This is a genomic window from Citrobacter sp. RHB36-C18, assembly GCF_013814485.1.
GTDB classification, from domain to species: Bacteria; Pseudomonadota; Gammaproteobacteria; order Enterobacterales; family Enterobacteriaceae; genus Citrobacter; species Citrobacter braakii.
The window spans coordinates 2,055,247-2,077,935 of sequence record NZ_CP057125.1; the positions used below are offsets into that span (position 1 = coordinate 2,055,247).

General features: G+C 54.5%; 19 protein-coding genes. 4 read left to right on the forward strand and 15 right to left on the reverse strand.

The window, feature by feature from the left end; genetic code table 11:
• Positions 1-64: 64 nt before the first annotated feature.
• Positions 65-1,597 carry a SpoVR family protein gene (locus HVZ52_RS09765; RefSeq protein WP_003833557.1) on the reverse strand — a complete coding sequence of 511 codons (1,533 nt, stop codon included), beginning with the start codon at positions 1,595-1,597 and terminating at the stop codon, positions 65-67.
• 322 nt (positions 1,598-1,919) lie between these two features.
• On the opposite strand from HVZ52_RS09765, the gene HVZ52_RS09770 reads away from it, so the two are divergent.
• Entirely contained in the window at positions 1,920-3,218 is a 1,299-nt protein-coding gene (locus tag HVZ52_RS09770; protein WP_046275019.1) for a D-amino acid dehydrogenase, read from the forward strand.
• Between the two features lie 12 nt (positions 3,219-3,230).
• Positions 3,231-4,301, forward strand: coding sequence for a catabolic alanine racemase DadX (dadX, locus tag HVZ52_RS09775; protein WP_016156782.1), 1,071 nt, complete (start codon positions 3,231-3,233; stop codon positions 4,299-4,301).
• Between the two features lie 107 nt (positions 4,302-4,408).
• On the opposite strand, the gene HVZ52_RS09780 is transcribed toward dadX, so the two are convergent.
• Both HVZ52_RS09780 and ldcA read right to left on the reverse strand, forming a co-directional pair.
• A complete protein-coding gene (locus tag HVZ52_RS09780; protein ID WP_181599182.1) occupies positions 4,409-6,148 on the reverse strand; it encodes a potassium/proton antiporter in 1,740 nt (579 codons plus the stop codon).
• Between the two features lie 97 nt (positions 6,149-6,245).
• The gene (gene ldcA / locus HVZ52_RS09785) at positions 6,246-7,160 is read right to left on the reverse strand and encodes a muramoyltetrapeptide carboxypeptidase (protein ID WP_019076960.1); all 915 of its coding nucleotides are present in this window, start codon (positions 7,158-7,160) and stop codon (positions 6,246-6,248) included.
• Between the two features lie 98 nt (positions 7,161-7,258).
• On the opposite strand from ldcA, the gene emtA reads away from it, so the two are divergent.
• Positions 7,259-7,870, forward strand: coding sequence for a membrane-bound lytic murein transglycosylase EmtA (emtA, locus tag HVZ52_RS09790; RefSeq protein WP_080859670.1), 612 nt, complete (start codon positions 7,259-7,261; stop codon positions 7,868-7,870).
• A gap of 11 nt (positions 7,871-7,881) precedes the next feature.
• On the opposite strand, the gene ycgR is transcribed toward emtA, so the two are convergent.
• Positions 7,882-8,616, reverse strand: coding sequence for a flagellar brake protein YcgR (ycgR, locus tag HVZ52_RS09795; RefSeq protein WP_016153364.1), 735 nt, complete (start codon positions 8,614-8,616; stop codon positions 7,882-7,884).
• Between the two features lie 200 nt (positions 8,617-8,816).
• Here ycgR and HVZ52_RS09800 point away from each other — a divergent pair, with 200 nt between their 5' ends.
• Complete coding sequence (locus HVZ52_RS09800) at positions 8,817-9,071, forward strand: GlsB/YeaQ/YmgE family stress response membrane protein (RefSeq protein ID WP_016153363.1); 255 nt, start codon at positions 8,817-8,819, stop codon at positions 9,069-9,071.
• A 41-nt stretch (positions 9,072-9,112) separates the two neighbouring features.
• Here the strand turns inward: HVZ52_RS09800 and HVZ52_RS09805 are convergent, their stop codons facing one another.
• The 11 genes from HVZ52_RS09805 to HVZ52_RS09855 all read right to left on the reverse strand — a co-directional run bounded on the left by HVZ52_RS09805 (position 9,113) and on the right by HVZ52_RS09855 (position 22,397).
• A complete protein-coding gene (locus HVZ52_RS09805; protein ID WP_181599183.1) occupies positions 9,113-11,083 on the reverse strand; it encodes a TonB-dependent receptor in 1,971 nt (656 codons plus the stop codon).
• Between the two features lie 23 nt (positions 11,084-11,106).
• Positions 11,107-11,964: a ModD protein gene (modD, locus tag HVZ52_RS09810; RefSeq protein WP_016153361.1), complete on the reverse strand. Its 858-nt coding sequence runs from the start codon at positions 11,962-11,964 to the stop codon at positions 11,107-11,109.
• Positions 11,961-12,773 carry a class I SAM-dependent methyltransferase gene (locus HVZ52_RS09815; protein WP_103283751.1) on the reverse strand — a complete coding sequence of 271 codons (813 nt, stop codon included), beginning with the start codon at positions 12,771-12,773 and terminating at the stop codon, positions 11,961-11,963. The genes modD and HVZ52_RS09815 overlap by 4 nt, the downstream gene beginning before the upstream one ends.
• Before the next feature lie 9 nt (positions 12,774-12,782).
• Complete coding sequence (locus HVZ52_RS09820) at positions 12,783-13,544, reverse strand: ABC transporter ATP-binding protein (protein WP_046275011.1); 762 nt, start codon at positions 13,542-13,544, stop codon at positions 12,783-12,785.
• Positions 13,541-14,527 (reverse strand): iron ABC transporter permease, encoded by a 987-nt coding sequence (locus HVZ52_RS09825; RefSeq protein ID WP_016156774.1) that lies wholly within the window; start codon positions 14,525-14,527, stop codon positions 13,541-13,543. The genes HVZ52_RS09820 and HVZ52_RS09825 overlap by 4 nt, the downstream gene beginning before the upstream one ends.
• The gene (locus HVZ52_RS09830) at positions 14,527-15,549 is read right to left on the reverse strand and encodes an ABC transporter substrate-binding protein (RefSeq protein WP_016156773.1); all 1,023 of its coding nucleotides are present in this window, start codon (positions 15,547-15,549) and stop codon (positions 14,527-14,529) included. The genes HVZ52_RS09825 and HVZ52_RS09830 overlap by 1 nt, the downstream gene beginning before the upstream one ends.
• Before the next feature lie 208 nt (positions 15,550-15,757).
• Positions 15,758-17,470 (reverse strand): alpha,alpha-trehalase, encoded by a 1,713-nt coding sequence (locus HVZ52_RS09835; protein WP_016153356.1) that lies wholly within the window; start codon positions 17,468-17,470, stop codon positions 15,758-15,760.
• 171 nt (positions 17,471-17,641) lie between these two features.
• The gene (gene dhaM, locus HVZ52_RS09840) at positions 17,642-19,072 is read right to left on the reverse strand and encodes a dihydroxyacetone kinase phosphoryl donor subunit DhaM (protein WP_016156772.1); all 1,431 of its coding nucleotides are present in this window, start codon (positions 19,070-19,072) and stop codon (positions 17,642-17,644) included.
• A 10-nt stretch (positions 19,073-19,082) separates the two neighbouring features.
• Complete coding sequence (gene dhaL, locus HVZ52_RS09845; RefSeq protein WP_016153354.1) at positions 19,083-19,715, reverse strand: dihydroxyacetone kinase subunit DhaL; 633 nt, start codon at positions 19,713-19,715, stop codon at positions 19,083-19,085.
• 11 nt (positions 19,716-19,726) lie between these two features.
• Complete coding sequence (gene dhaK, locus HVZ52_RS09850) at positions 19,727-20,797, reverse strand: dihydroxyacetone kinase subunit DhaK (RefSeq protein WP_016153353.1); 1,071 nt, start codon at positions 20,795-20,797, stop codon at positions 19,727-19,729.
• Between the two features lie 325 nt (positions 20,798-21,122).
• Positions 21,123-22,397 (reverse strand): Glu/Leu/Phe/Val dehydrogenase, encoded by a 1,275-nt coding sequence (locus HVZ52_RS09855; protein ID WP_016153352.1) that lies wholly within the window; start codon positions 22,395-22,397, stop codon positions 21,123-21,125.
• Positions 22,398-22,689: the final 292 nt, after the last annotated feature.

Sequence of the window (22,689 nt, forward strand, 5' to 3'; positions counted from 1 at the left end):
GCCTACGAACTGCACGATTGTAGGCCGGATAAGACGTTTTCGCGTCGCCATCCGGCAATAAGATTTACAGACCGTTCATCCTCGGCGGGCAACGCTCCAGCAGTTCCACACTGCCGTCTTCATTCTGCTGCTCCAGCATCACGTCAAAACCCCAGAGCCGGTGCACATGCTTGAGCACCTCTTTGCGTCCTTTATCCAGCGGAGCGCGATTATGCGGAATATAGCGCAAGGTGAGCGAGCGGTCGCCGCGCAGATCGACATTCCAGATTTGAATATTCGGCTCAAGGTTGCTCAGGTTATATTGCGACGACAGCCTGTTGCGGATCTCACGATATCCTTCCTCGTTGTGAATCGCGGAAATCTCCAGATAATTATGACGATCGTCATCCAGCACGGTGAACAGGCGGAAATCACGCATAACCTTCGGTGACAGGAACTGGCTGATAAAGCTCTCATCTTTGAAATCGCGCATCGCGAAATGCAGGGTTTCCAGCCAGTCAGAACCCGCTATATCCGGGAACCAGTATTTGTCCTCTTCGGTAGGCGACTGACAAATTCGTTTAATATCCTGGAACATGGCAAAACCCAGGGCATAGGGGTTTATGCCGCTATACCACGGGCTGTTGTACGGCGGCTGGAACACCACGTTGGTATGGCTATGTAAAAACTCCAGCATAAACCGTTCGGTGACTTTACCTTCGTCATAAAGGTGATTAAGGATGGTGTAATGCCAGAAAGTGGCCCACCCTTCGTTCATCACCTGCGTCTGTTTCTGCGGATAAAAATACTGGCTGACCTTGCGCACAATGCGCAGTACTTCGCGTTGCCAGGATTCCAGCAGCGGGGCGTTCTTCTCCATGAAATACAGCAGATTCTCCTGCGGTTCAGAAGGATAACGTCGGGCTTCCGCAACGGTTTTCTCTTCCTCTTTCTTCGGCAGCGTACGCCACAACATATTTACCTGGCTTTGCAGATACTCTTCACGGCTTTTCTGTCGGGCTTTCTCTTCCTGTAGGGAGATTTTTTGCGGGCGTTTGTAACGATCCACGCCGTAGTTCATCAGCGCGTGACAGGAGTCGAGGAGCTTTTCGACTTCATCCACGCCGTAACGCTCTTCACACTGGGTAATATAGTTTCGCGCGAAGATCAGGTAATCGACGATGGAGCTGGCATCCGTCCAGCTACGGAACAGATAGTTGTTTTTAAAGAAGGAGTTATGTCCGTAGCAGGCATGCGCCATCACCAACGCCTGCATGGTGATGGTGTTCTCCTCCATCAGATACGCGATACACGGATTGGAGTTGATAACAATCTCATAGGCCAGCCCCTGCTGACCATGCTTATACAAACGCTCGGTTTCAATAAATTTTTTACCAAACGACCAGTGCGGATAGTTGATTGGCATCCCGACGCTGGAGTAAGCGTCCATCATTTGTTCGGAGGTGATCACCTCGATTTGGTGCGGGTAGGTATCCAGTCTGTAGAGTTTCGCCACGCGGTCTATTTCCGCCAGATAGACATCCAGCAGATCAAACGTCCAGTCGGGTCCATCGCTTAACCGTGTGCTGTCCTTGTTCATGGAATCAATCGTAGCCATTCGCGCACCCTCATTGTTGGCGGCACTCTCTGTCTGGAGTACCTCATTTCAAGCATAGATCATGGTGTTAAAAAACGTGCTGCGGCTGAATTTTTTTCTTTGCGATTTCTTGTTAGCGAGGCGTCGAAAAACGGTATGGCCGCAAAATTTTATGCTGGATAAAAATAACGCACAGCAGGAGATACCAAAGCAGGGAGTTCCCCGCCATCACCGCCATATGTGAGATAAGTCACCATAAAAAAGCCATATGTTGAATAATATTTTCAACTGAGTTATCAAGATGTAATTAGATGATTGTTCTTTTACTGTTAACGGAGTGGCTATGCGAGTTGTCATACTGGGAAGTGGTGTCGTTGGCGTGACCAGCGCCTGGTACTTAAGTCAGGCTGGACACGATGTCACCGTCATTGATCGTGAGCCCGGTCCGGCACTGGAAACCAGTGCGGCGAACGCGGGGCAAATCTCTCCAGGTTATGCAGCACCCTGGGCGGCGCCAGGCGTTCCGCTTAAAGCAATTAAATGGATGTTTCAGCGCCATGCGCCGCTGGCCGTTCGCCTCGACGGGACGCAGTTCCAGTTGAAATGGATGTGGCAGATGCTACGCAACTGCGACACCAGCCATTACATGGAAAACAAGGGCCGGATGGTGCGACTGGCGGAATACAGCCGTGATTGCCTGAAAGCGCTACGCGCCTCTACCGGTATCGAGTATGAAGGACGCCAGGGCGGAACGTTACAACTGTTCCGTACCGCTCAACAGTATGAGAACGCGACCCGCGACATCGCCGTCCTCGAAGACGCCGGCGTGCCGTATCAGCTCCTGGAAGCAAGCCGTCTGGCGGAAGTTGAACCGGCGCTGGCGGAAGTGGCACACAAGCTGACCGGCGGTCTGCGTTTACCGAATGACGAAACGGGTGACTGCCAGCTGTTTACCCAGCGTCTGGCGCTGATGGCGGAGCAGGCGGGTGTGAAATTTCGCTTTAATACTCCGGTCGATAAGCTGTTGAGCGATGGTGAGCAGATTTATGGCGTTCAGTGTGGCGAGGAGATAGTCAAAGCCGATGCCTATGTAATGGCGTTCGGCTCGTACTCTACGGCGATGCTGAAGGGGATCGTTGATATTCCGGTCTATCCGCTCAAAGGCTATTCATTGACCATTCCGGTGGCGCAAGATGACGGCGCGCCGGTTTCAACGATCCTTGATGAAACCTACAAAATCGCCATTACCCGCTTTGATAACCGTATTCGCGTTGGCGGCATGGCGGAGATTGTCGGCTTCAATACGGAATTGCTGCAACCCCGTCGTGAGACGCTGGAGATGGTCGTCCGCGATCTCTTCCCACGCGGTGGGCATGTGGAGCAGGCAACCTTCTGGACCGGGCTGCGTCCGATGACGCCGGACGGTACGCCAGTGATCGGGCGAACACGCTTTAAGAATCTACTGCTTAATACCGGCCACGGCACGCTGGGCTGGACCATGGCCTGCGGTTCGGGTCAGTTGCTGAGCGACATTCTGTCTGGCCGCACACCAGCCATTCCTTACGACGATCTGAGCGTGGCGCGTTACAGCCCGGGGTTTACCCCATCTCGTCCACGGCATTTACATGGCGCACATAACTGATAAGGACGTGAGATGACTCGCCCGATACTGGCCAGCATTGACCTGCAGGCGTTGAAACAAAACCTGACCATTACCCGCCAGGCCGCGCCGGACGCCCGCGTCTGGTCGGTGGTAAAAGCCAATGCATACGGACACGGCATTGAACGTGTCTGGAATGCGCTGGGCACAACCGACGGTTTTGCCATGCTCAATCTTGAAGAAGCGATAACCCTGCGTGAGCGCGGGTGGAAAGGCCCGATACTCATGCTGGAGGGATTTTTCCACGCCGAAGACCTGATGGTGTATGACAAATATCGTCTAACCACCTGTGTACACAGTAACTGGCAATTAAAAGCGCTGCAGAATGCGCGCCTCAACGCGCCGCTGGATGTTTACCTGAAGGTGAACAGCGGCATGAACCGACTGGGTTTTTTACCGGAAAGAGTATCAACGGTCTGGCAACAGCTGCGGGCAATGCCCAACGTCGGTGAAATGACGCTGATGTCCCACTTTGCAGATGCGGAGCACCCGGAAGGTATTCAGGAAGCTATGGCGCGGATTGCACAGGCGACAGAAGGGCTGGAGTGCAGACGGTCGCTGTCCAATTCGGCCGCCACACTGTGGCACCCTGAAGCACATTATGACTGGGTGCGCCCGGGCATTATTTTGTATGGCGCATCACCTTCGGGACAGTGGCGGGACATCGCCAATACCGGCCTGAAACCGGTCATGACCCTGAGCAGCGAGATAATCGGCATACAGACGCTGAAAGCTGGAGATCGGGTGGGCTACGGGGGACGCTATACCGCCAGCGGCGAGCAGCGTATTGGCATTGTGGCGACCGGGTATGCAGACGGTTACCCGCGCCATGCGCCAAGCGGAACGCCGGTGCTGGTGGACGGCGTACGCACGACAACGGTGGGGACGGTCTCAATGGATATGCTGGCGGTAGATCTGACACCGTGTCCGCAGGCGGGGATCGGGACGCCGGTAGAGCTGTGGGGCAAAGAGATTAAAATTGACGATGTGGCCAGCGCCGCGGGTACGGTGGGCTACGAGTTGATGTGTTCTCTGGCGCTGCGCGTGCCGGTTGTGACGGTGTAACGTATCTGAAGCCGGATGTCGACGCTGATGCGTTTCATCCGGCTACACCGTTTATGCGACGCAGAGCGCAAACCGGGCAAAGCGCTGCCGCCGCCCGGCAAAAAGCATCAACGCGCCTCATCCTCATCTTCAGCAACGCGAACACCGACTTTCAGCACCGCATTATCTTCTTTCTCAGCAACCGTCCAGATCATGCCAGCAAATTCAACCTGGTCACCGACGACCGGCGCGGCGCCAAGCAGATGCTGGACAATTTCACCCAGCGTTTGCTGTTTATCACGATACTCTGTGCCATCTTCCAGGCCATAAATCAGTGCCACATCGGCGTATTTTGCGCTGGCCTCGAGAATGAAATCACCGAAGAAGCGCTGGTCTAACGATACCGGCGGCGACTGGCTAAACAGCTTGCCGAGAGCAGGGAGATCGCGCTCGCGGCCAATGACGCACAGAACATCGCCTTCACGCAGCCGCGTACTGCCGGATGGGTGAAACAGCACGTTGTCACGAAACAGGGCGGCAATTCGCGTCTCTTCCGGCATATGCAAGTCGCGCAGTGCGGCTCCTACACACCACTTATCCGCGCTGAGCTGATAAACAAACTGCTCCCAGGGGTTTTCCGGATGAATATCCAGACCAATGCGCGAAACGGGCCTGCCGACGGGAGGAACCACCACTTTGGCTTTTTTGGCGGCCCAGGAAAGCGACGTTCCCTGAAACAGCAGCGAGATCAGAACCACGAAGAACGCGACGTTAAAGAACAGGCGCGCATTCTCCAGACCCGCCATCATTGGGAACACGGCGAGGATGATGGGGACTGCACCGCGCAGGCCCACCCAACTGATGAAAATGCGCTCGCGCAGATTGAAGCCACGAAACGGCAGCAGTCCGGCGAAGACCGACAGCGGACGGGCAATGAATATCATCCATGCAGACAAAATCAGCGCAGGGATCGCGATAGGCAGCAGGTCGGACGGCGTAACCAGCAGCCCCAGCACCAGGAACATGGCGATTTGCGCCAGCCAGGCCAGACCGTCGAAGTTTTGCAGAATGCCAAATCGGTTGCGGATGGGGCGATTACCCAGCAGGAAACCACACAGATAGACCGCCAGAATACCGCTGCCTTCCAGTGCAGTGGTCAGGGCAAAAATCAGGATCCCACCGCTTAAGGCCAGTAGCGGATAAAGCCCGGCAGGCAGTGAAATGCGGTTAATCATTTGCTGAAGCAGGTAGCCACCACCGAGACCCAGTATGATCCCTAAGCCGAACTGCTGGATAATATGCACTGCAAACATCCAGCTTAAACCGGTCTCGTGATTTTGAATCATGGCGATAAGCGTGATGGTTAAAAACACCGCCATCGGGTCATTACTCCCGGATTCAATTTCCAGCGTAGAGCCAACACGCTCGTTAAGCCCCTTGCCGCCAAGCAGGGAAAAAACCGCCGCGGCATCGGTTGAACCGACAATCGCGCCAATCAGGAGTCCTTCAATAAGATCCAGATGAAACAGCCACGCGGCCATCATGCCGGTGAGTCCGGAGGTAATCAGCACCCCGACGGTCGCCAGCGACAGCGCCGGGCCTAACGCGACACGAAATGAGCTGGCCTGGGTGCGCATCCCGCCGTCGAGCAGGATAACCGCCAGCGCCAGGTTACTCACCATATAGGCGAAAGGGTAGTTATCGAAAGGAATACCGCCCACGCCGTCGACTCCCGCTAACATACCGATAGCGAGAAATATCACCAGAATAGGGATACCAAGACGTGATGAGAATGAACTGAGTAAGATACTGCAGGTGACGAGTACGGAACCCAAAATAAAAAGGCTAATTATTGCTGCGGCATCCAACGTTCGGTTACTCCTGAATTACGCTGTTTCGTATTTATAAACCCTAACATAATAACGACAGAAACAGCGTTTTACTTAGCCCTGTTAACCGCTTTTTTTACGATTTAAGTACCGGATGCCCACTTAAGGTGAGCTGAGCGCCGTTTTTATCATTTTTCAGTACCGCTCTTGCCCCCAACGGCAAGGTGACGGTGCGTTGTTCATGACCAAAATCGAGGCCGTCGATCACCGGAACCGATAACCTGGCGCGTAGAAAATCACAAACTGAGTCAAGACTGTAACCCGCGTCGTAATCATTAGGTGCGCTGCCGCTAAAACTGCCGAGGATAATGGCGTTTTGTCGGGCCAGTATTCCTGCGTGATACAGTTGCAGCAGCATGCGTTCAATGCGAAAAGGATGCTCGTTAATGTCTTCCAGCACCAAAATGCCGTTTTCGATAGCGGGCATCCACGGCGTGCCCATCAGAGAAATGAGCATCGCCAGATTTCCGCCCCATAGCGTACCTTCGGTCGCACATGCCGGACCGTTACCTTGCCACTCGAGGGTAAATTGGGCATTGCGAACAGCCTGCCAGAAATGGTGCTCGGTAAATGCGTTCATCTCCTCGGCGCCAAAGTTAGCCGCCAGCATCGGGCCGCTGAAGCTAATCACATTCCCCTGCGCCAGCAGACCACACTGGATTGCGGTAAAATCGCTGTGTCCGCACAGCAGCAGTGGGTTGTGTTGCTGACGGTTCGCCAGCGCCTGCCAGTCAATATCTGCCAGTAAACGGCTCGCGCCATAGCCGCCGCGTACTGCCATCACAATGGTATCGGGCGTGTTCAGATTTACGAGCGCGTTCACATCAGCAAGCCGTTCTGCTTCTGTACCCGCAAAACGCTGGCAGCGGCGCGCAATGACCGCTGAATTGTCGACCTGATGACCGGCCTCAGTAAGACGCGCCAGCCCGCGTAAGGCAGCCTGCTGGTTGATACAGTAGCCCGACGGGGCAATTAAGTGAAACCGGGACATGGCATTTCCTTGCTACAACTAAAACCAAATGTATATCATGCCGCGTAGGTATGTCGTTGTCACCTCAGCGACAGGTTCCGGCTATAAGGATAGATGACGTGAAATTGAGATGGTTTGCTTTTTTGGTTGTATTACTTGCGGGCTGTAGTTCAAAACAGGATTACAAAAATCCGCCGTGGAATGCTGAAGTTCCGGTTAAACGCGCAATGCAATGGATGCCGATCAGCGAAAAAGCCGGTGCGGCCTGGGGTGTCAGTCCACAATTGATTACCGCGATCATCGCCATTGAATCAGGTGGAAACCCGAATGCGGTCAGTAAGTCTAATGCGATTGGCCTGATGCAGTTAAAAGCCTCGACGTCAGGGCGTGATGTTTATCGTCGCATGGGGTGGAGTGGCGAGCCGTCAACCAGCGAGCTGAAAAATCCTGAGCGCAATATCTCGATGGGGGCCGCATACCTGAGCATTCTTGAGACCGGGCCGCTGGCCGGGATCAAAGATCCGCAGGTGATGCAATATGCGCTGGTGGTATCGTACGCCAACGGTGCGGGCGCGCTGCTGCGAACGTTCTCCTCCGACAGGAAAAAAGCCATTAATAAGATAAACGATCTCAGCCCGGATGAATTTATTGAACATGTTGCGGATAATCATCCGGCGCCGCAGGCTCCGCGCTATATCTGGAAGCTTCAACAAGCGCTGGATGTGATGTAATTCAGGTGATGCTAATCGCGCACCTTATTCGACTTTTCCCGGGCCTCGCGCTCGAGGGAAAAAATAATCCGCTGTAGGTTACGCTCCACCGCCGGGCCGACGTTGAGAAAACGAAAGCTCAGGCGGGGAGTGGTAATTGTTTCGTTTTTCCCGTCGATAACTTTGCGTTCGCTAATGGAAATTAGCTGGGCGTCCACCTGATACACTCCCCATTGCTCCATGTTCAGTTCAACCTGTGAAAAGCGCATGCCTTCTACCAGTCCCTCTGGTTTTGCTGTTTCTAACAGCCCGCCCATACCGCCAAGAGACAAATCGAATAAGCGAAAACACAGCGTGCTGTTATCCGGCATTTTTACCGTGCAGCGATAGGGGGGATGCAGTGGAGCACCGATACGGAAATATTCCCGACGCTGGACGAACCACAGAGATGGCGGCAATGATGAGATAAATGCGGGTAGCCGCTGGTATTCGCCTTTTTTCAGCTGTGGCAGGGTGAACTCCACTTTGGCTCCCTGCGTTTCGGCGATAATCGTAATTTGATTGGCTCGCTGCACGGCCTGGTTTTCATATTCCTGACTACCAAAATCCATGATCAGTTCGTCCGGGCTGACCGCCAGTATTTTGCTGATGAACTGGCCACCTGACCAGGAGATACGCAGCGGAACCTGCTGCGAATTTAAGTCCCGGAGTACGCCTAACACCGCTAACGGATTTTGCTTCAGGAACTGCTCATTGTAGTTACTCACACCTAATGACTCCTGGATGCCTGGTTTATCGTTGGATTATCGGCATCAATCAACGGAACTTAATACAAATGGATGAAATTTTTTACCAAACCCAATGAATTAAGTCTGAGGGAAAAAGCACGTAGCGATGGCTTGCCTATACTTAACGTGCTGGCGCAAGAATGTCTTGCGCGTGCGTTCACTGGAAAGAGGGCCTGGAAATGGGAATTATTACCTGGATTATTTTTGGTCTGATTGCGGGGGTTATCGCCAAACTGATTATGCCGGGGCGCGATGGCGGTGGATTTATCCTGACCTGCATTCTCGGTATTATCGGTGCGGTGGTCGGTGGATGGCTGGCTACGATGTTCGGTATCGGCGGCGATATCAGCGGGTTTAATCTCCACAGCTTCCTGGTGGCCGTGGTCGGCGCGATTGTTGTGCTGGGTGTCTTTCGGCTTGTACGACGAGATTAATCGAACGGCCCCTGACGGGGCCGTTTTTCTGCATTGTTAAGTCAGAACTGATACTCAATACCCGCCCAGTAATTACGCCCCTCTTCAATAAATCCTTCACTGTAAACGTACTGCGTATCGAACAGGTTATTGACCGAAGCGTTAACGCTAAACCCGTGACCAATGGCGTAATCAGCGCGCAAATGGGTAATGGCGAAACCAGCGGCTTTCTGCGAGCCGTCGGTATTGCTATAGCTTGACGAACGGGCCTCTTCGGACAGCGTAATGCTGAGTGGCTCCCACGGTTTCAGCGTCATCCAGGCTGTCAGGGTTTGCGTCGGCAGATCGGTAATCTTACCGATATCGCTGCGTTTGGCGTCCGCATGAATAAGGCCGTAGCTCAGCCCGACGTCCAGCATATCAAAAACTTTACCTTTAACGCCTGCATCCAGGCCGGTGTAATCCACCCGACCACTGTTCTGATTCTGGATGGTATCGGCATCAATATTGTGCGAAAGAATCGCGTCGCTGATGCGGTTGTAATACACGCTGGCTTCGAATCCCCAGTTCTGGCTAAGTGAACCATTCCATGTCAGGTCGACGCTGCGGGCGCGCTCCGGTTTAAGCTGTGGATTGACCAGGGCCACCTGGTTATAGGCCGGTTTCGAGGTCGTGTAGCGTTCTTTTAACGTTGGGAAACGCGTTCTGTCAGAGTAAGACAGCGCTAATGTGTCTGAATTTTCAAAGTGGTATTTGGTCATCACCTGCCAGTTAAAGGCCGACTGATTGTTGTCATCGTAGTGCGTGACGCTGCCGTTTTTCTCGTGCTTCATACCTTCCAGACTGTCTCGCCAGTCATAGCTTATTCCCGCAACCACATCGACATTATCCGCCGCAGCCCACTGGTATTCACTGGCTACGGACCAGGTGCGGTCTTCGTAGCGGTCGTAAGCCGCATTCGGTGCGCCTTTCTCGCGGTGAACATCGTCCTTCCAGTTCACGGCGAAAGAGAGCAGATCGTTTTCTCGCATATCCGCAGCGAGCTGCAGGCCAGCCCCATCGCTATAGTCCGAATAATGGCTGTAGCTGCCTTTCTTATTTTTCAGATCGGCCAGCGAGTTGTACATCATCAACGTATTTTCAAAGGTGTCGCGATACAGACGGCTTTTCAGGGTAAAACGGTCGCCCAAATGCGTGGTTCCCTGATAGTAATAGCTCTCTTTATCGTATTGTGGCCATTGCCAGTAGCGTGATTTCTGGCTACTGGTTCCGGCGTACGGTGGATTATCTTTTTCACCGTCCTGATTTATATAGGTCAGCACATATTCATCATCTCCACGAGGGGTAAAGCCCAGCTTCACGATGCCACGCTTGTCATCAGCGGAAGAGTTGATCATCTTGCCGTGACTGCCTGCAACCGGGTTGTCCACGCCATGTGGTAACCCAAGGAAATCCTGCTTCAGTTGACTGCCGCTGAGCTGGATATAGCCGAGATCGTTACTGGCGCCAAATGAAGCGTGCATATCGTGGGCGTTGTCTTTGCTGTGACTCCAGCCCTGGCGATAGCCAATGCTGCCTTCAAGCGGTTTGGTCGGTTTTTTTGTAGTGATATTGATGGCACCGCCCATCTGGTTTGGCCCCTGTAACAGAGACGAGTAGCCTTTGGAGACTTCAACCGAAGCGATATCGGATGTCAGAAAACGGCCTAAATCGAGGTTGCCGTCATAGGGGATGTATACCGGCACGCCGTCGAAAAAGACGGGAACCTGACGGCTGTCAAATCCGCGCACTTTTACCTGTTGCTCGTTGCGGTTGCCTGACTTTTGCAGCACGACGCCAGGGACGACGCTCAGCGCCTGCGCCACGTTCTGTTTATCCAGCTGTTGTATCGTTTCCTGGCCGAGAACCGTGGTGGTGGCCGCGGAGACCGGACTAGACCAGACGGTCATGGTTTCGCTTTCCTGCCCAGCAAAAGCACTGTGCGCGAAAGCAAACGACAGGGCTGTGTAAAGACAACTTTTGTTGAAATTCATTATTTTTAGTCCATTTTTTGATGTTATAGGCCACGTGCGTCCGGGCTCAGGCTCACTTTGATATCCGCAGGTGGAGCGTAGTAAGGCGCGGAAGTGATAAAGAGTCTGATACCGCAGTCGAGATAACCCGCCAGCGAGGCGAGGGTAATGCCGCCGGTCAGCGCCAGCGTGCAATGGGGGGCCAGAGCAGGGGCCTGACGGGCAATTTCTGCCGCTTGCTCGGGGGTAAATTTGTCGAGTTGTAGGACATCTGGGGCGGCGCGTAGGGCGGCCAATGCCTCATCTGGCGTATCCGCTTCGACCACGATCTTTTTTTCTGGCGCATGGCTGCGTAAGCGCGCAATCGCGCCTGTCCAGTCGTTTGGGTTGGTAAGGAAACGGCGGTGATTAGCAAACAGCAGTACCGTTTCGGCGCATCCTCCCCGATGGATAATGCCCCCGGCGGCAAGTATTGCCTGAGTCGCCAGTAAACGCGTACCGGGAATGGCTTTGCGGGTGCAGGCAATCTGCCCATCGGGATAGCGTTGATGCAGCATGCTCAGCATCTCGACGAGATAGCCCGACACGCCGCAGCTCCACTCCAGTACATTTTGTACCGCTTTCCAGCCCTGGTGCAGCGCCGCCGCTGGTCCGTGTGCGCGAATCAGTCGCTGTCCGGCGTTCGCCCGTTCGCCATCGGACAAAATATCGGTGACGGTTAATCCCAATGACGTCAGCATTTGTCTGGCAACAGCGGTACCGCTAACGCATCCGCCCTGGCGATGGCTAAACTCGATGACGCCTGGTTGGGCGCCGATACCCAGCGCGCGGGTGGTCAGATCGCCGCCCTGAATATCTTCCAGCAGCAGCGCGTCAGTTTGCGCCTGCGAAAAGTAGATCATCGCAGCGCCTCCAGCGGGATGCTGTCCCACCAGATAAGCGCCCAGTCACGGCTGGCGGGGGCAATAGCGCGTGGATCCTGCTGTTGGTACCAGTTTTCCAGACGTTCGACCTCGTCGGCGCTCAGTTCACCCATACTCCAGCGCACGTTTTCCAGAAAACGCGTCCAGGTGCTGTTGTCCTGCTGACAGTTGGGACCGCGGATAAAATCAACGTGCGCGTGGATCCCCATCTGATACAGAACATTAAGCGCATAGATATAGTTGGGCAGTTCAATCACTTCGCGGCCCAGTGCGCGCTGAATGGTGGGAGAAACGAAAGATGAACTGACGAGGTGGGTGGTATAAACCCGCAGCCGGGCCTGATTATTCAGCTTGCTCATTGCCTGACGCATATCGGCAACCAGCGTGGAGCGCGAGGCGACGGCGATATCGCACTGGGGTAAATCATCCCAGTGCTCTTCCCAGGCTCGTTGCACCCATTGTACGTGACGGGCGTTCATTTGTGCGGCGCGGCGGGCAGCTACGCTCAGCATTCCCTGGCTGTAATCTACGCCGTAAATTATTGGCATTTTTTTAGCCAGCGCCAGCGAGACTGTACCGGGGCCGCAACCCATATCAAACAGCGACTCTGCACCTTGCAGGTCGATTTTCCCCAGCAGTTGCAGCAGATAGCTGTCGGTTAATGAAGCGCAATTCTCCGCCATTTTTTCCGCACGTTTGTCCCAGTGCTCCGGCTTTTTTTCGGTTCTGTTCGCCAGCTGTAATTGCTTACGGTAAAGATCGGCAAAATCAATGTCGTCAATGAGCATGAATATTCCTTAATTGAGTGAACCATAAAGATGGTGGGTAATTTGTGACGGTGTAACGCGATACAGCGCGGCCAGGCGGTCGGCGGCGAGCTGATGTTCAGGCAGACCCTGCGACACCTCGCCGTTTGGTTCAACCCGTACCACGCTGTCGGCGATTGCCCGGGCGTGCAACGGGTGATGGGTCGACATCAGCAGGGCCATACCGGAATTTTTCAGCGTCACCAGCGTGTCGAGCAGACGGATTTGATGCCCAAAATCAAGGCTGGATGCGGGTTCATCCAGCAATAAAAGACGCGGACGTTGCGCCAGCGCGCGAGCGATCAACACCAGTTGCCGTTCGCCGCCGCTCAGGGTGTTCCAGCGTCGAAGTGCCAGGTGAGAAATCTCCAGCATCGCCAGTTGCTGATGCGCAATTTCACGCTCTTTAGCGCCGGGAACCGCAAATGCCGCCAGTTGCGGGGCCAGTCCCATCATCACCATGTCCAGGGCGGTGAAGGCAAACGCGCCGTCGTGCGCCTGAGGAACCCAGGCGATGGCTGCGGCGCGTTCCCGATCGCTGAGATGATTCACTGCGACGCCATCAAGCAGAATGTCACCGCGAAGCGGCGGAAGAACGCCGAGAATGGTGCGCATCAGGGTGGTTTTACCGCTGCCGTTAGCACCAATCAGACAACAGACAGAACCGGGCGAAACCTGAAAGGAGATATCACGTAACACGGGTTGTTTACTGTGGTATCCCAGCGACGCGTGGCGCACGAGTAATAGCGTCATGGGCGGTTTCCCCGCAGCAAAAGCAGCAAAAAGAACGGTGCGCCAATAAATGCAGTCAGGATCCCCAGCGGGATTTCCGTGCGGCTCAGCGTGCGGGCGAGGGTGTCGGTGAGCAGGAGTAGAATGGCGCCGATCCCCATGGACACCGGCAGTAACTGCTGGTGGTTATTCCCGCTGAGGAGTCTGCCGATGTGCGGCACCACCAGTCCAATCCAGCCGATAATGCCGGCAATGGCGACGGTACAGGCGGTGACTAACGTTGCGCAGACGATCAGTCCCAGCCGCAGTCGGGAGACGTTGATCCCAAGCGATCGGGCTTCATCATCCGACAGAGTGAGCAGGTTCATGCGCCAGCGCAGCAGCAATAACGGGACCAGTCCAGCAAGGATCAGCGGTGCTGAGAACCACAGATCGTGCAGAGTAATTGTCGATAAACCGCCGAGCAGCCAGAAGGTGATCGACGGGAGTTGGGTATACGGGTCGGCCAGCGTTTTGATGAGCGAAATTCCCGCGCCGCAGACCGTACCCAGCGCAATCCCGACCAGCACCAGTGTTAACACCGGATCGTGACGCTTGACTCGCCGGGTAATCAGCCAGACACCGGCGACCACTAACAAACCGCCAGTGAACGCATACAGCTGAATAAACAGGATTGGTAGCCCCAGCAGGATTGCCGTACAGGCGCCCAAACCGGCACCGGCCGCCACGCCGAGGATATCCGGCGAAACCAGTGGGTTACGGAACATTCCCTGATAAGTGGTTCCTGCGCCAGCCAGCGCTGCGCCGAGTAACAATGCAGCCAGAATGCGCGGCAGTCGGATTTGCCAGAAGACGATTTTGTCCTGCATCGGGACGCCATCCCTGCCCGCAATAAGATCCACGACCTGTTGTGCATCGAGGCGATAAGCACCCGACACCGCGGCGATGCTCGCGCAAAGCACCACCGTCGTAATCATCAGAAAACCGAGGGTAGATGTTTTCATCAGACGCTCACCAGTTGTTGATACTGTGCGTCGCTTAACGTGGTGTGCCAGAACAGTTCACTGTAGCGCTGCATATCGGTTTTAAAGCCCGCTTCAACCTGTGGATCAAGCCAGGCATGCAGACGGCGTAACCCCAGCAAACGATTGATGCCGGGAGGCGCGTCCAGCCAGCCAAACGGCAGGCCGCTGAGAAACAGAATGCGCCGATCGGCAACCGCTTTGACTCCTTGCCAGACGGGATCTTCTCGCAGGTACTGTGCCGTAATCGCATCCTGTACCAGAATAATATCGGGCTGCCAGCTCAACAGGTTTTCCATTGAAACCTGCGCCAGCCCGTGCAGCCCAGGAATTTGCGCCACATTGTGTAATCCCAGTAGTTCTGCCGCTTCGGTATGCAATGAACCTTGTAATCCTGTTTCAAGTCCGCGGGCGCCGCGCGCGGCATAAAAACGCAGCTTTGCTGCGGGAGAGTGTGAAAACGCGAGGGCTTCATCAATAAAACGCTGGGCCAGTTTGGCCTGAGTCCTGGCCCGTGTTGCGACTCCCAGCGCTTCACCTGCCGCGAGTAGCTGTTGCGGGCTGAGCCGCAGTTCGCCATTAATCAGCAGCCAGGGAATTTGCGTTTGCGCATTCACTTGTCTGGCCTGAGAAAGCCAGGTTTCATCGGCATTGCCGCAGTCAATCACCAGGTCGGGTTTAAGCGCCAGTAGCGCTTCAAGCGAGAGTGTGCTGGCGCGCCCCGCCAGCTTGCCCAGTTTCGGTAAAGCCCGAATGTCTTCGTGAAACGGGATGGCGGTCTGACGAGAAAAATCAAAGGATGAAAAACCAACCAGTTTTTCCGGCGCGACGGCCAGCAGCAGCATGTCGGCGGGTGCGCCTGCGCTGACCACGCGTTGGGTCGCCTCTGGCGCTGGGTGGCCTCCAACGGCAACGGTTAGCGGCGTTTGAGCCAAGGCGGGAAGATGGCGTAGCAGCAGTGCAGATGCCACAAGCTGGGCAAACATCCGTCTTGTCAGTGGCATAATTGTTATCCTGAAGGTGATAAAATCGCTATATATTTACATATACAGCGAATAAAAACATGTTCAGAATCAATTTCTCACGGATGAAAACCCGGAATACCCCATAAGGGCTAGATGGCGTAGAGACAACAGGAATGGCGAAATATAAGCCTGAAAAAATCCGCGACGCAGCGCGGATTCGGGGAGTAAAACGCTTCAGGTAACGGCATTAAGACGTCGGCTGAGCCTGTTTTTTAGGCTCGACTGGCGTGGTACTTGCCGGGGCCGGGCGCGATGCGGGCACGCTGTCACAGGGCTTTTCTTTGGCGCAGATCAGGTCGAGCATTTTTAGCGTTACGCCGTTGGTCCAGCCAAAACCATCCTGCAACGGATATTCGCCGCCGCCTCCGCCAGTGCCTGTGCTACTCACGTCATACTTTTCAACCAGCTTTTTCTCACGATCGTAGGTGTGCTGCACGTTGGTGAGGAATCGCCAGGTCACGTCCATGGCGACGTTATCCTGACCGTAATTCTGTAATCCCGATGCGGCGACCCACTGGAGCGGGGCCCAGCCGTTGGGAGCATCCCACTGCTGGCCGCTTTTCACTGACGTGGTGGCCAGGCCGCCGGGTTGCAGCAAATGCGCCTGGGTTGCCGCGGCCACTTTACTGGCGCGATCTTTTGCTGCTGCATTGACATACAACGGGAACAAGGCGGCGGCCGTGAGTTGGTTACGTACTTTGTGGCTCTTCAGATCGTAATCGGCATACCAGCCTTCTTTGTCGTTCCACAGGTGCTTTTCGATCCCTTTTTGTCGGGCATTAGCGAAGCCTTCATATTGTGCAGCTTTGGCATTATCCCCGGCGGCCTTGCTGGCGAGGGCGATCATCTTTTCCATTTTGTACATCAACGCATTGAGATCGACTGGAACAATGCTGGTGGTGCGTAGGGTGCCTAGTTGATTGGGGTTATCCATCCAGCGGGAACTAAAGTCCCAACCCGACGCGGCGGCAGAACGCAGGTCGCGGTAGATTTCTGTGGCCGGTCGGTTCGGATTGCTTTTCGCTGTGGCGATATCCTCCACCCAAGACTCTGGCCGCGGCGTATCGCGGTCATCCCAGTAGCGATTCAAAATGGTGCCGTCATCCAGTTTAACCACGCGCTTATTCTGCTGACCGGGCTGGAGCGTTTCGACGCCTTCCATCCAGTAGGTGTATTCTTTGAGCATCTGCGGGAGGTATTTTTTCAGCGCGTCATCCCCGTCATGCTGCGCCAGCAGTTCCACCATAAAGGCAAAGAATGGCGGTTGAGAACGGCTCAGATAGTAGGTGCGGTTGCCGTTAGGAATGTGCCCCCAGGAATCAATCTCGTAAGCGAAGTTTGCCACCATGTCGGAGACCTTATCCCAGTGATTGCTCTCGGCAAGCCCCAGCATGGTGAAATAGCTGTCCCAATAATATATTTCGCGAAAACGCCCGCCAGGCACGACATACGGTTCCGGGAGCGGCAGCAGAGAGTCCCATTTTTCAGCGTCGGTTGTCGAACGAGTGAGTACCGGCCACAGTCCGTCAATATGCTCGCGCAGCGATTGCCCGGCTGGAGGGACGTATTTCTCGCCAGCTTTCGGCAAGGTGAAATTCACTTCCACAAAATGACGTAAGTCGAATCCGGACTGATTTTTCTGCATCCGGTAATCGGCAAGGATCATTAATGGATCGCTGTTAGGGACGGCGTCAGCAAAGGTTTTCTGGTCAGGAAACAGTTTGGCCGTTTGTACATCGTTAAACAGTGGGCCAAGCAAAATATCAGGCGGCTGAGGCGTTGCGGTTGGCGCGTCCTCGGCGTTGACGGCAAAAGAGGAAAGGGCAAAAAAGGTGCTTGCGAGCGTCAGTTTTATTGCAACAGAGAGCAGGCCTGGATGGCGAGTTGCAGGCGTTATCATCGGTTAATCTCCTTAGGGTGTGCCGAAGCAGCGGCATTTACCATGAGAAAACCTTAGTTCAGGATCGACCGTTGCGCGTGATCGACGCCCCATTTTGCGAATAAACAGACATTTCCCGACGCGAATCGAAAAGATGCACACCCTTTGTCGGCAAAGGGCGTGCAACCGACATCAGTCCGCGCGGGTTATCCGCTGGGCCACGCTGTCAAGGGTCAGGGTATCACCCATCGTGATACTCTCGATGGCCTCGCCTTGCTGACATAACCAACATAACCCCATTGCACGGGCGATAATCGCCGGGTGGGACGCTTCGCTCCCGTCCCGCAGGCAGATGCCTTTGATGGTCTTCGGATCGAGTTGCAGCACCGTAGATGGATAGATGACCTCCGCGACCAAAATAGTGGGGCGGATGAACGCGGGAATTTGTGCAGTCTCTCCCGTTAAATACTGCAGTGAACGAGACAACAAATCTTCAATATCGATGTATCGCGCCTGCAGGTAAGGATCGTCGAGCTGTAAATACTGCTGGCTGAGATCGCTCAGCACCTGATGCCAGGCCCAGGCCGCGCTGCACTGCGTTTCACGCATTAGATCACAAGCCATATCGAACAGATCCGGATCGTCCAACAGCGTGTGGTGACCGGAGAAAATAGCGGCGATATCTGCGGAATATCTCTCTTCTGCAAGCGCGGTTAGCTCGCTTAAGTCGTTCAGCGTGCTTTGGATAGCGACCCGTAACCGTTGCTGCTCAATCTGGAGTGAGGCTACAGGCTGCTGGCTTACCTGTGGTGAGAACGGTGTGTAACAGAATGCCGTCCCCGTGACCTGTGAGGGAACCTTCGTCACCACGGTATCAGCATGCGCGGGCTCGAGCGATTCACCAAAATTCTCAGCCGCCAGCTGTTTGAATGCGGCCAGTGCATCCTCTGCCTGTTCGCCCTTGGCAATCAGGCGCAGCGTGTCGTTACAGCGTACCTGCAGCAGGGCAATCTGATTCAGGCTATCAGGGACGACGCACTTGCCATTTTTCTCCAGCCACATATCGGCGTTAAAGCCAGACAGCGCGGAAACCAGCCGTGAAGCCGGACGCACATGAATGCCGTTTGGGTTTTTCACCACAATGGCCACTGAATGAGCATCTGCATCGGGCGCGAATTCGGCAGATGTCGGCTTTGCTGCAGATGGCGAAGGTAAACCCAGTTGCTCACATTTGGCGTCGAGGGCATTCATGGCATCACAGATGACCCGCTCGATGTCAGCACCTGCGGCAGCGCTAACCGTTGCGGCGAGCGTGCCTTCGACCAGCGGCGCGGCGCACAAACGTACTTTGGCGGCAATGGCCGGATCGAGCAGTTCCAGCGCGGTTTCCGCACTCAGTAGCGCACTACCGATATCCATCATCACCAGCACGTGATCCGTATCGGCCACGGACTCAATGGCTTCCATCACCTTGATAGGATCGGTACCAATCGGATTCTCAGGATCGTCAATGCCTGCGGCAATAGCGATTTTGCATCCATCACCCATTAACATCTGCCGGGCTAGCGCGCCGACGCCTTCGCCCAACTGGGCGCTGTGAGAAACAATAACCAGGTTTACCATCGCTTTATCCTTACTCTCTGGACGCCTGAGCCAGCATTTGCATCATAAACATTACGGACGTTGCGCCGGGATCCTGATGCCCAATGCTGCGCTCACCGAGATAGCTGGCGCGGCCTTTGCGGGCCTGCATGGTGATGGTGCTTTGCGCTGCTGCTTCCGCTTGTTGGCTTGCCGCTTCCAGCGCCGCCTGTACGCTCAGCTTTTGCTCGCAGGATTGGCGTAAAGATTCCACTACCGGCAGCCAGACATCGCACATGGTTTTGTCGCCAGGTTCAGCTTTACCGCGGCTAATCACACCTTCTGCGCCATCACGAATCATTTGATACAACTCCTCAAGCGTCAGGCTTTGATGAGCCTGGGTCACCTGGGCGGCGCGGATAAAAAAGGTACCAAACAGTGGACCGCTGGCCCCCCCGACGCTTGAGAGCAGCACCATGCCGGTGTTTTTCAAAATAAAACCAATGTCTTTATCGGCGATGGACGGCAGCTTTTCGACGACTTTGCTAAAGCCGCGGTGCATGTTCAGACCGTGGTCGGCATCACCAATTTCCCGATCAAGACCGGTGAGAAAATCACTTTCGGTGGTGAAGATCTCACCGCAGCGATAGAGCCAGTTAACAATTTGTGTTCTGTTGAGGGACATCATGTATCTCCTTATTTACCCCAGTTGAGAGCAGGGGTGTGAACCGGTGCATCCCATAAGCTCAGCGTGTCGTCATCCACCTGTAACAGGGTGATTGAGAAGCCGGTCATATCCAGAGAGGTACAGTAAGAACCGATCAGATTGCGCTCAATGACGATGCCGGCGTCCTGGCAACGGCTTTCGAGGCGGTTATACACGCCGAAGAGTTCTGACAGCGGCGTCGCACCGAGATTATTGACCAGCGCAATGACGCGATCGCCGCTTTGCAACGCGCGTTTGCTTTCTTTGCCTTCCTGCCACGCGCCCTGAACGTTGTCCCAGTGGCGGAGCGTACGGCTGTAGTTGCCGTTTTCCAGCAGGGTATCGAACATTTCATCAACGGTCTGATCGAGGGAAGTGAAGGTGCGGCGGTCAATGCCCGGTTCCCCGTGGATACCCACGCCAAACTCCATTTCGTTATCCTGCAACGTGAACGACGGTTGTCCGGCGGCCGGAACGGTACAGGCGCCAATGGCTATCCCAATGGAGTGGCCCTGGTTATTCAGTTTACGACCCAGCGCCGCACAGACTTCCAGTGAGTCACCGCGTTCGGCGGCAGCGCCGACCAGTTTTTCGATCAATACGGTATTCGCCACACCACGACGACCGGCGGTATACAGACTGTCTTTCACCGCCACGTCGTCATCCACTACCATGGTGGTGACTTTGACGCCGCTTTCATGCAACAGCTCGGTGGCGGTTTCGAAATTAAGAATATCGCCGGTGTAATTTTTGATGATCAGCAGTACGCCTTCGCCGCCATCAATTTGCATGGCGCATTCGAACATTTTATCCGGCGTGGGTGAGGTAAAAATTTCACCCGGGCAGGCACCAGAGAGCATGCCCTGACCAATATAGCCGCAGTGCATAGGCTCGTGTCCGCTGCCGCCGCCGGAAAGCAGCGCCACTTTGCCCATTACCGGCGCATCTGCGCGGGTGACATATACCGGATCCTGATGCAGTGCCAGGGAAGGATACGCTTTCGCCAGTCCGGCGAGTTGTTCAGTCAGTACGTCTTCAACACGGTTAATCAATTTTTTCATTATTTATGCTCCGCAGACAGTCCTGGATGGCTGCCAGATTCGGGCAGGCATCTGATGTAGGGTATCGGGTTATACAACGCCACGGCGACTGCTCGCTGCCGATAAGGTAATTTTGCACACGGGTTGGCAAAAGAAAATTGCTGTAATGGGCGTTTCAATACGAAACGTAGCAACATAATAATGTTCCGTATTGGAACGTCATGGTGCATAAAACAGCGAAAATGAGAGGTTGGGCCGTATTTGGCCGGGAAGCTGATTCACGGGTGTTTAGGGAAAACAAACCACCTGCAGAGCAGGTGGTTTGTAGGCAAGGTCGATTTCGGCGTTAGCCCGGATAAATTCCGCGATCTTTACGTGCCAACAGAATGCGTTCGCAGGCAACAATGTAGGCTGCCGTACGCAGTGAGCAGGATTTCTCTGCCGCTTTTTCCCACACGTGTACCATCGCATCGGTCATTATTTTGTCCATGCGATTGTTAATCTCTTCTTCGCTCCAGAAGAAGCTAGCCATGTCCTGAACCCATTCGAAGTAGCTGACGGTTACGCCGCCGGCGTTACAAACAACGTCTGGGACAACCACGATACCGCGGCTTGCCAGAACGTCGTCGGCATCCGGATAGGTTGGGCCGTTAGCGCCTTCGAGTACCAGTTTACAGGTAAGCGTTTCCGCGCGGTGACGGGTGATCTGGCCTTCGAGCGCGGCCGGGATCAGAATATCCATCTCCAGGCTCCAGAAGGCTTCGCTGGCAATGGTTTCAGCGCCCGGAAAACCGGCAATCTGTTTGTGCTCCAGTTGCCAGGCAGACAACGCGGCCATGTCGATACCCGTTGAGTTAAACAGCGTTGCGGTGTGATCCTGAATCGCGACCACGCGTGCTCCTGCTGCCGCGAACAGGCGGGCGGCTTCGCTGCCGACGTTACCAAAACCTTGCACCGCTACGCGAGCGCCTTCAACGTCGATGTTGGCACGACGCGCCACTTCCAGACCGCTGACGAAAACACCACGACCGGTGGCTTTATCACGGCCTAACGAGCCGCCGAGGTGAATAGGTTTACCGGTGACCACGCTGGTCACGGTGGTGCCGTGGTTCATGGAGTAGGTATCCATCATCCAGGCCATTACTTTTCCGTTAGTCCCCACATCCGGCGCAGGAATGTCTTTCTGCGGCCCGATGATAATGCCGATTTCGCTGGTATAACGGCGGGTTAAACGCTCCAGTTCACCTTCGGAAAGCGAGAACGGATCGACGCGCACGCCACCTTTCGCACCGCCGTACGGCAGGTTCAACGCTGCGCATTTGATGGTCATCCATGCGGACAGGGCCATCACTTCATTAAGATCAACATCAGGATGATAACGCACACCGCCTTTGCCTGGCCCGCGGGAGAGGTTATGTTGCACGCGATACCCTTCAAAATGACGGATAGTACCGTCATCCATCTGCACCGGGATATCGACAATCAGCGCGCGTTTTGGGTGGCGCAGGGTATCCACCCAATGGGAAAGTTCGCCCAGGTAAGGGGCCACACGCTCGATTTGTTGCAGGTAGGTATTCCAGGCAGATGTGCTGCTATCTGAAGCGTAAGATAACTTATCCATGATAAACCTTAGTTATAAAAGTAATATGTTCTTAATTTGGCCGTGGTATACAGTGAATCACACCATATGAACCTAAATTTAACATTTATTTCATGGAATGGCCTGTCCGGCTAACACGGTTTATCGGCATGAAGCGTGTGGGCTTTAGCTGAGAAGTGAATAGTTATTCTTTGATTGTGCGGATATTTCGGTTATTTTGCTGACTGGATAATTTAATATGCATGATTTATAAAAATCGCAATTTGTCAGATTTATGACGCACCTCTAAAAGTAAATAATATGATAATAAAAT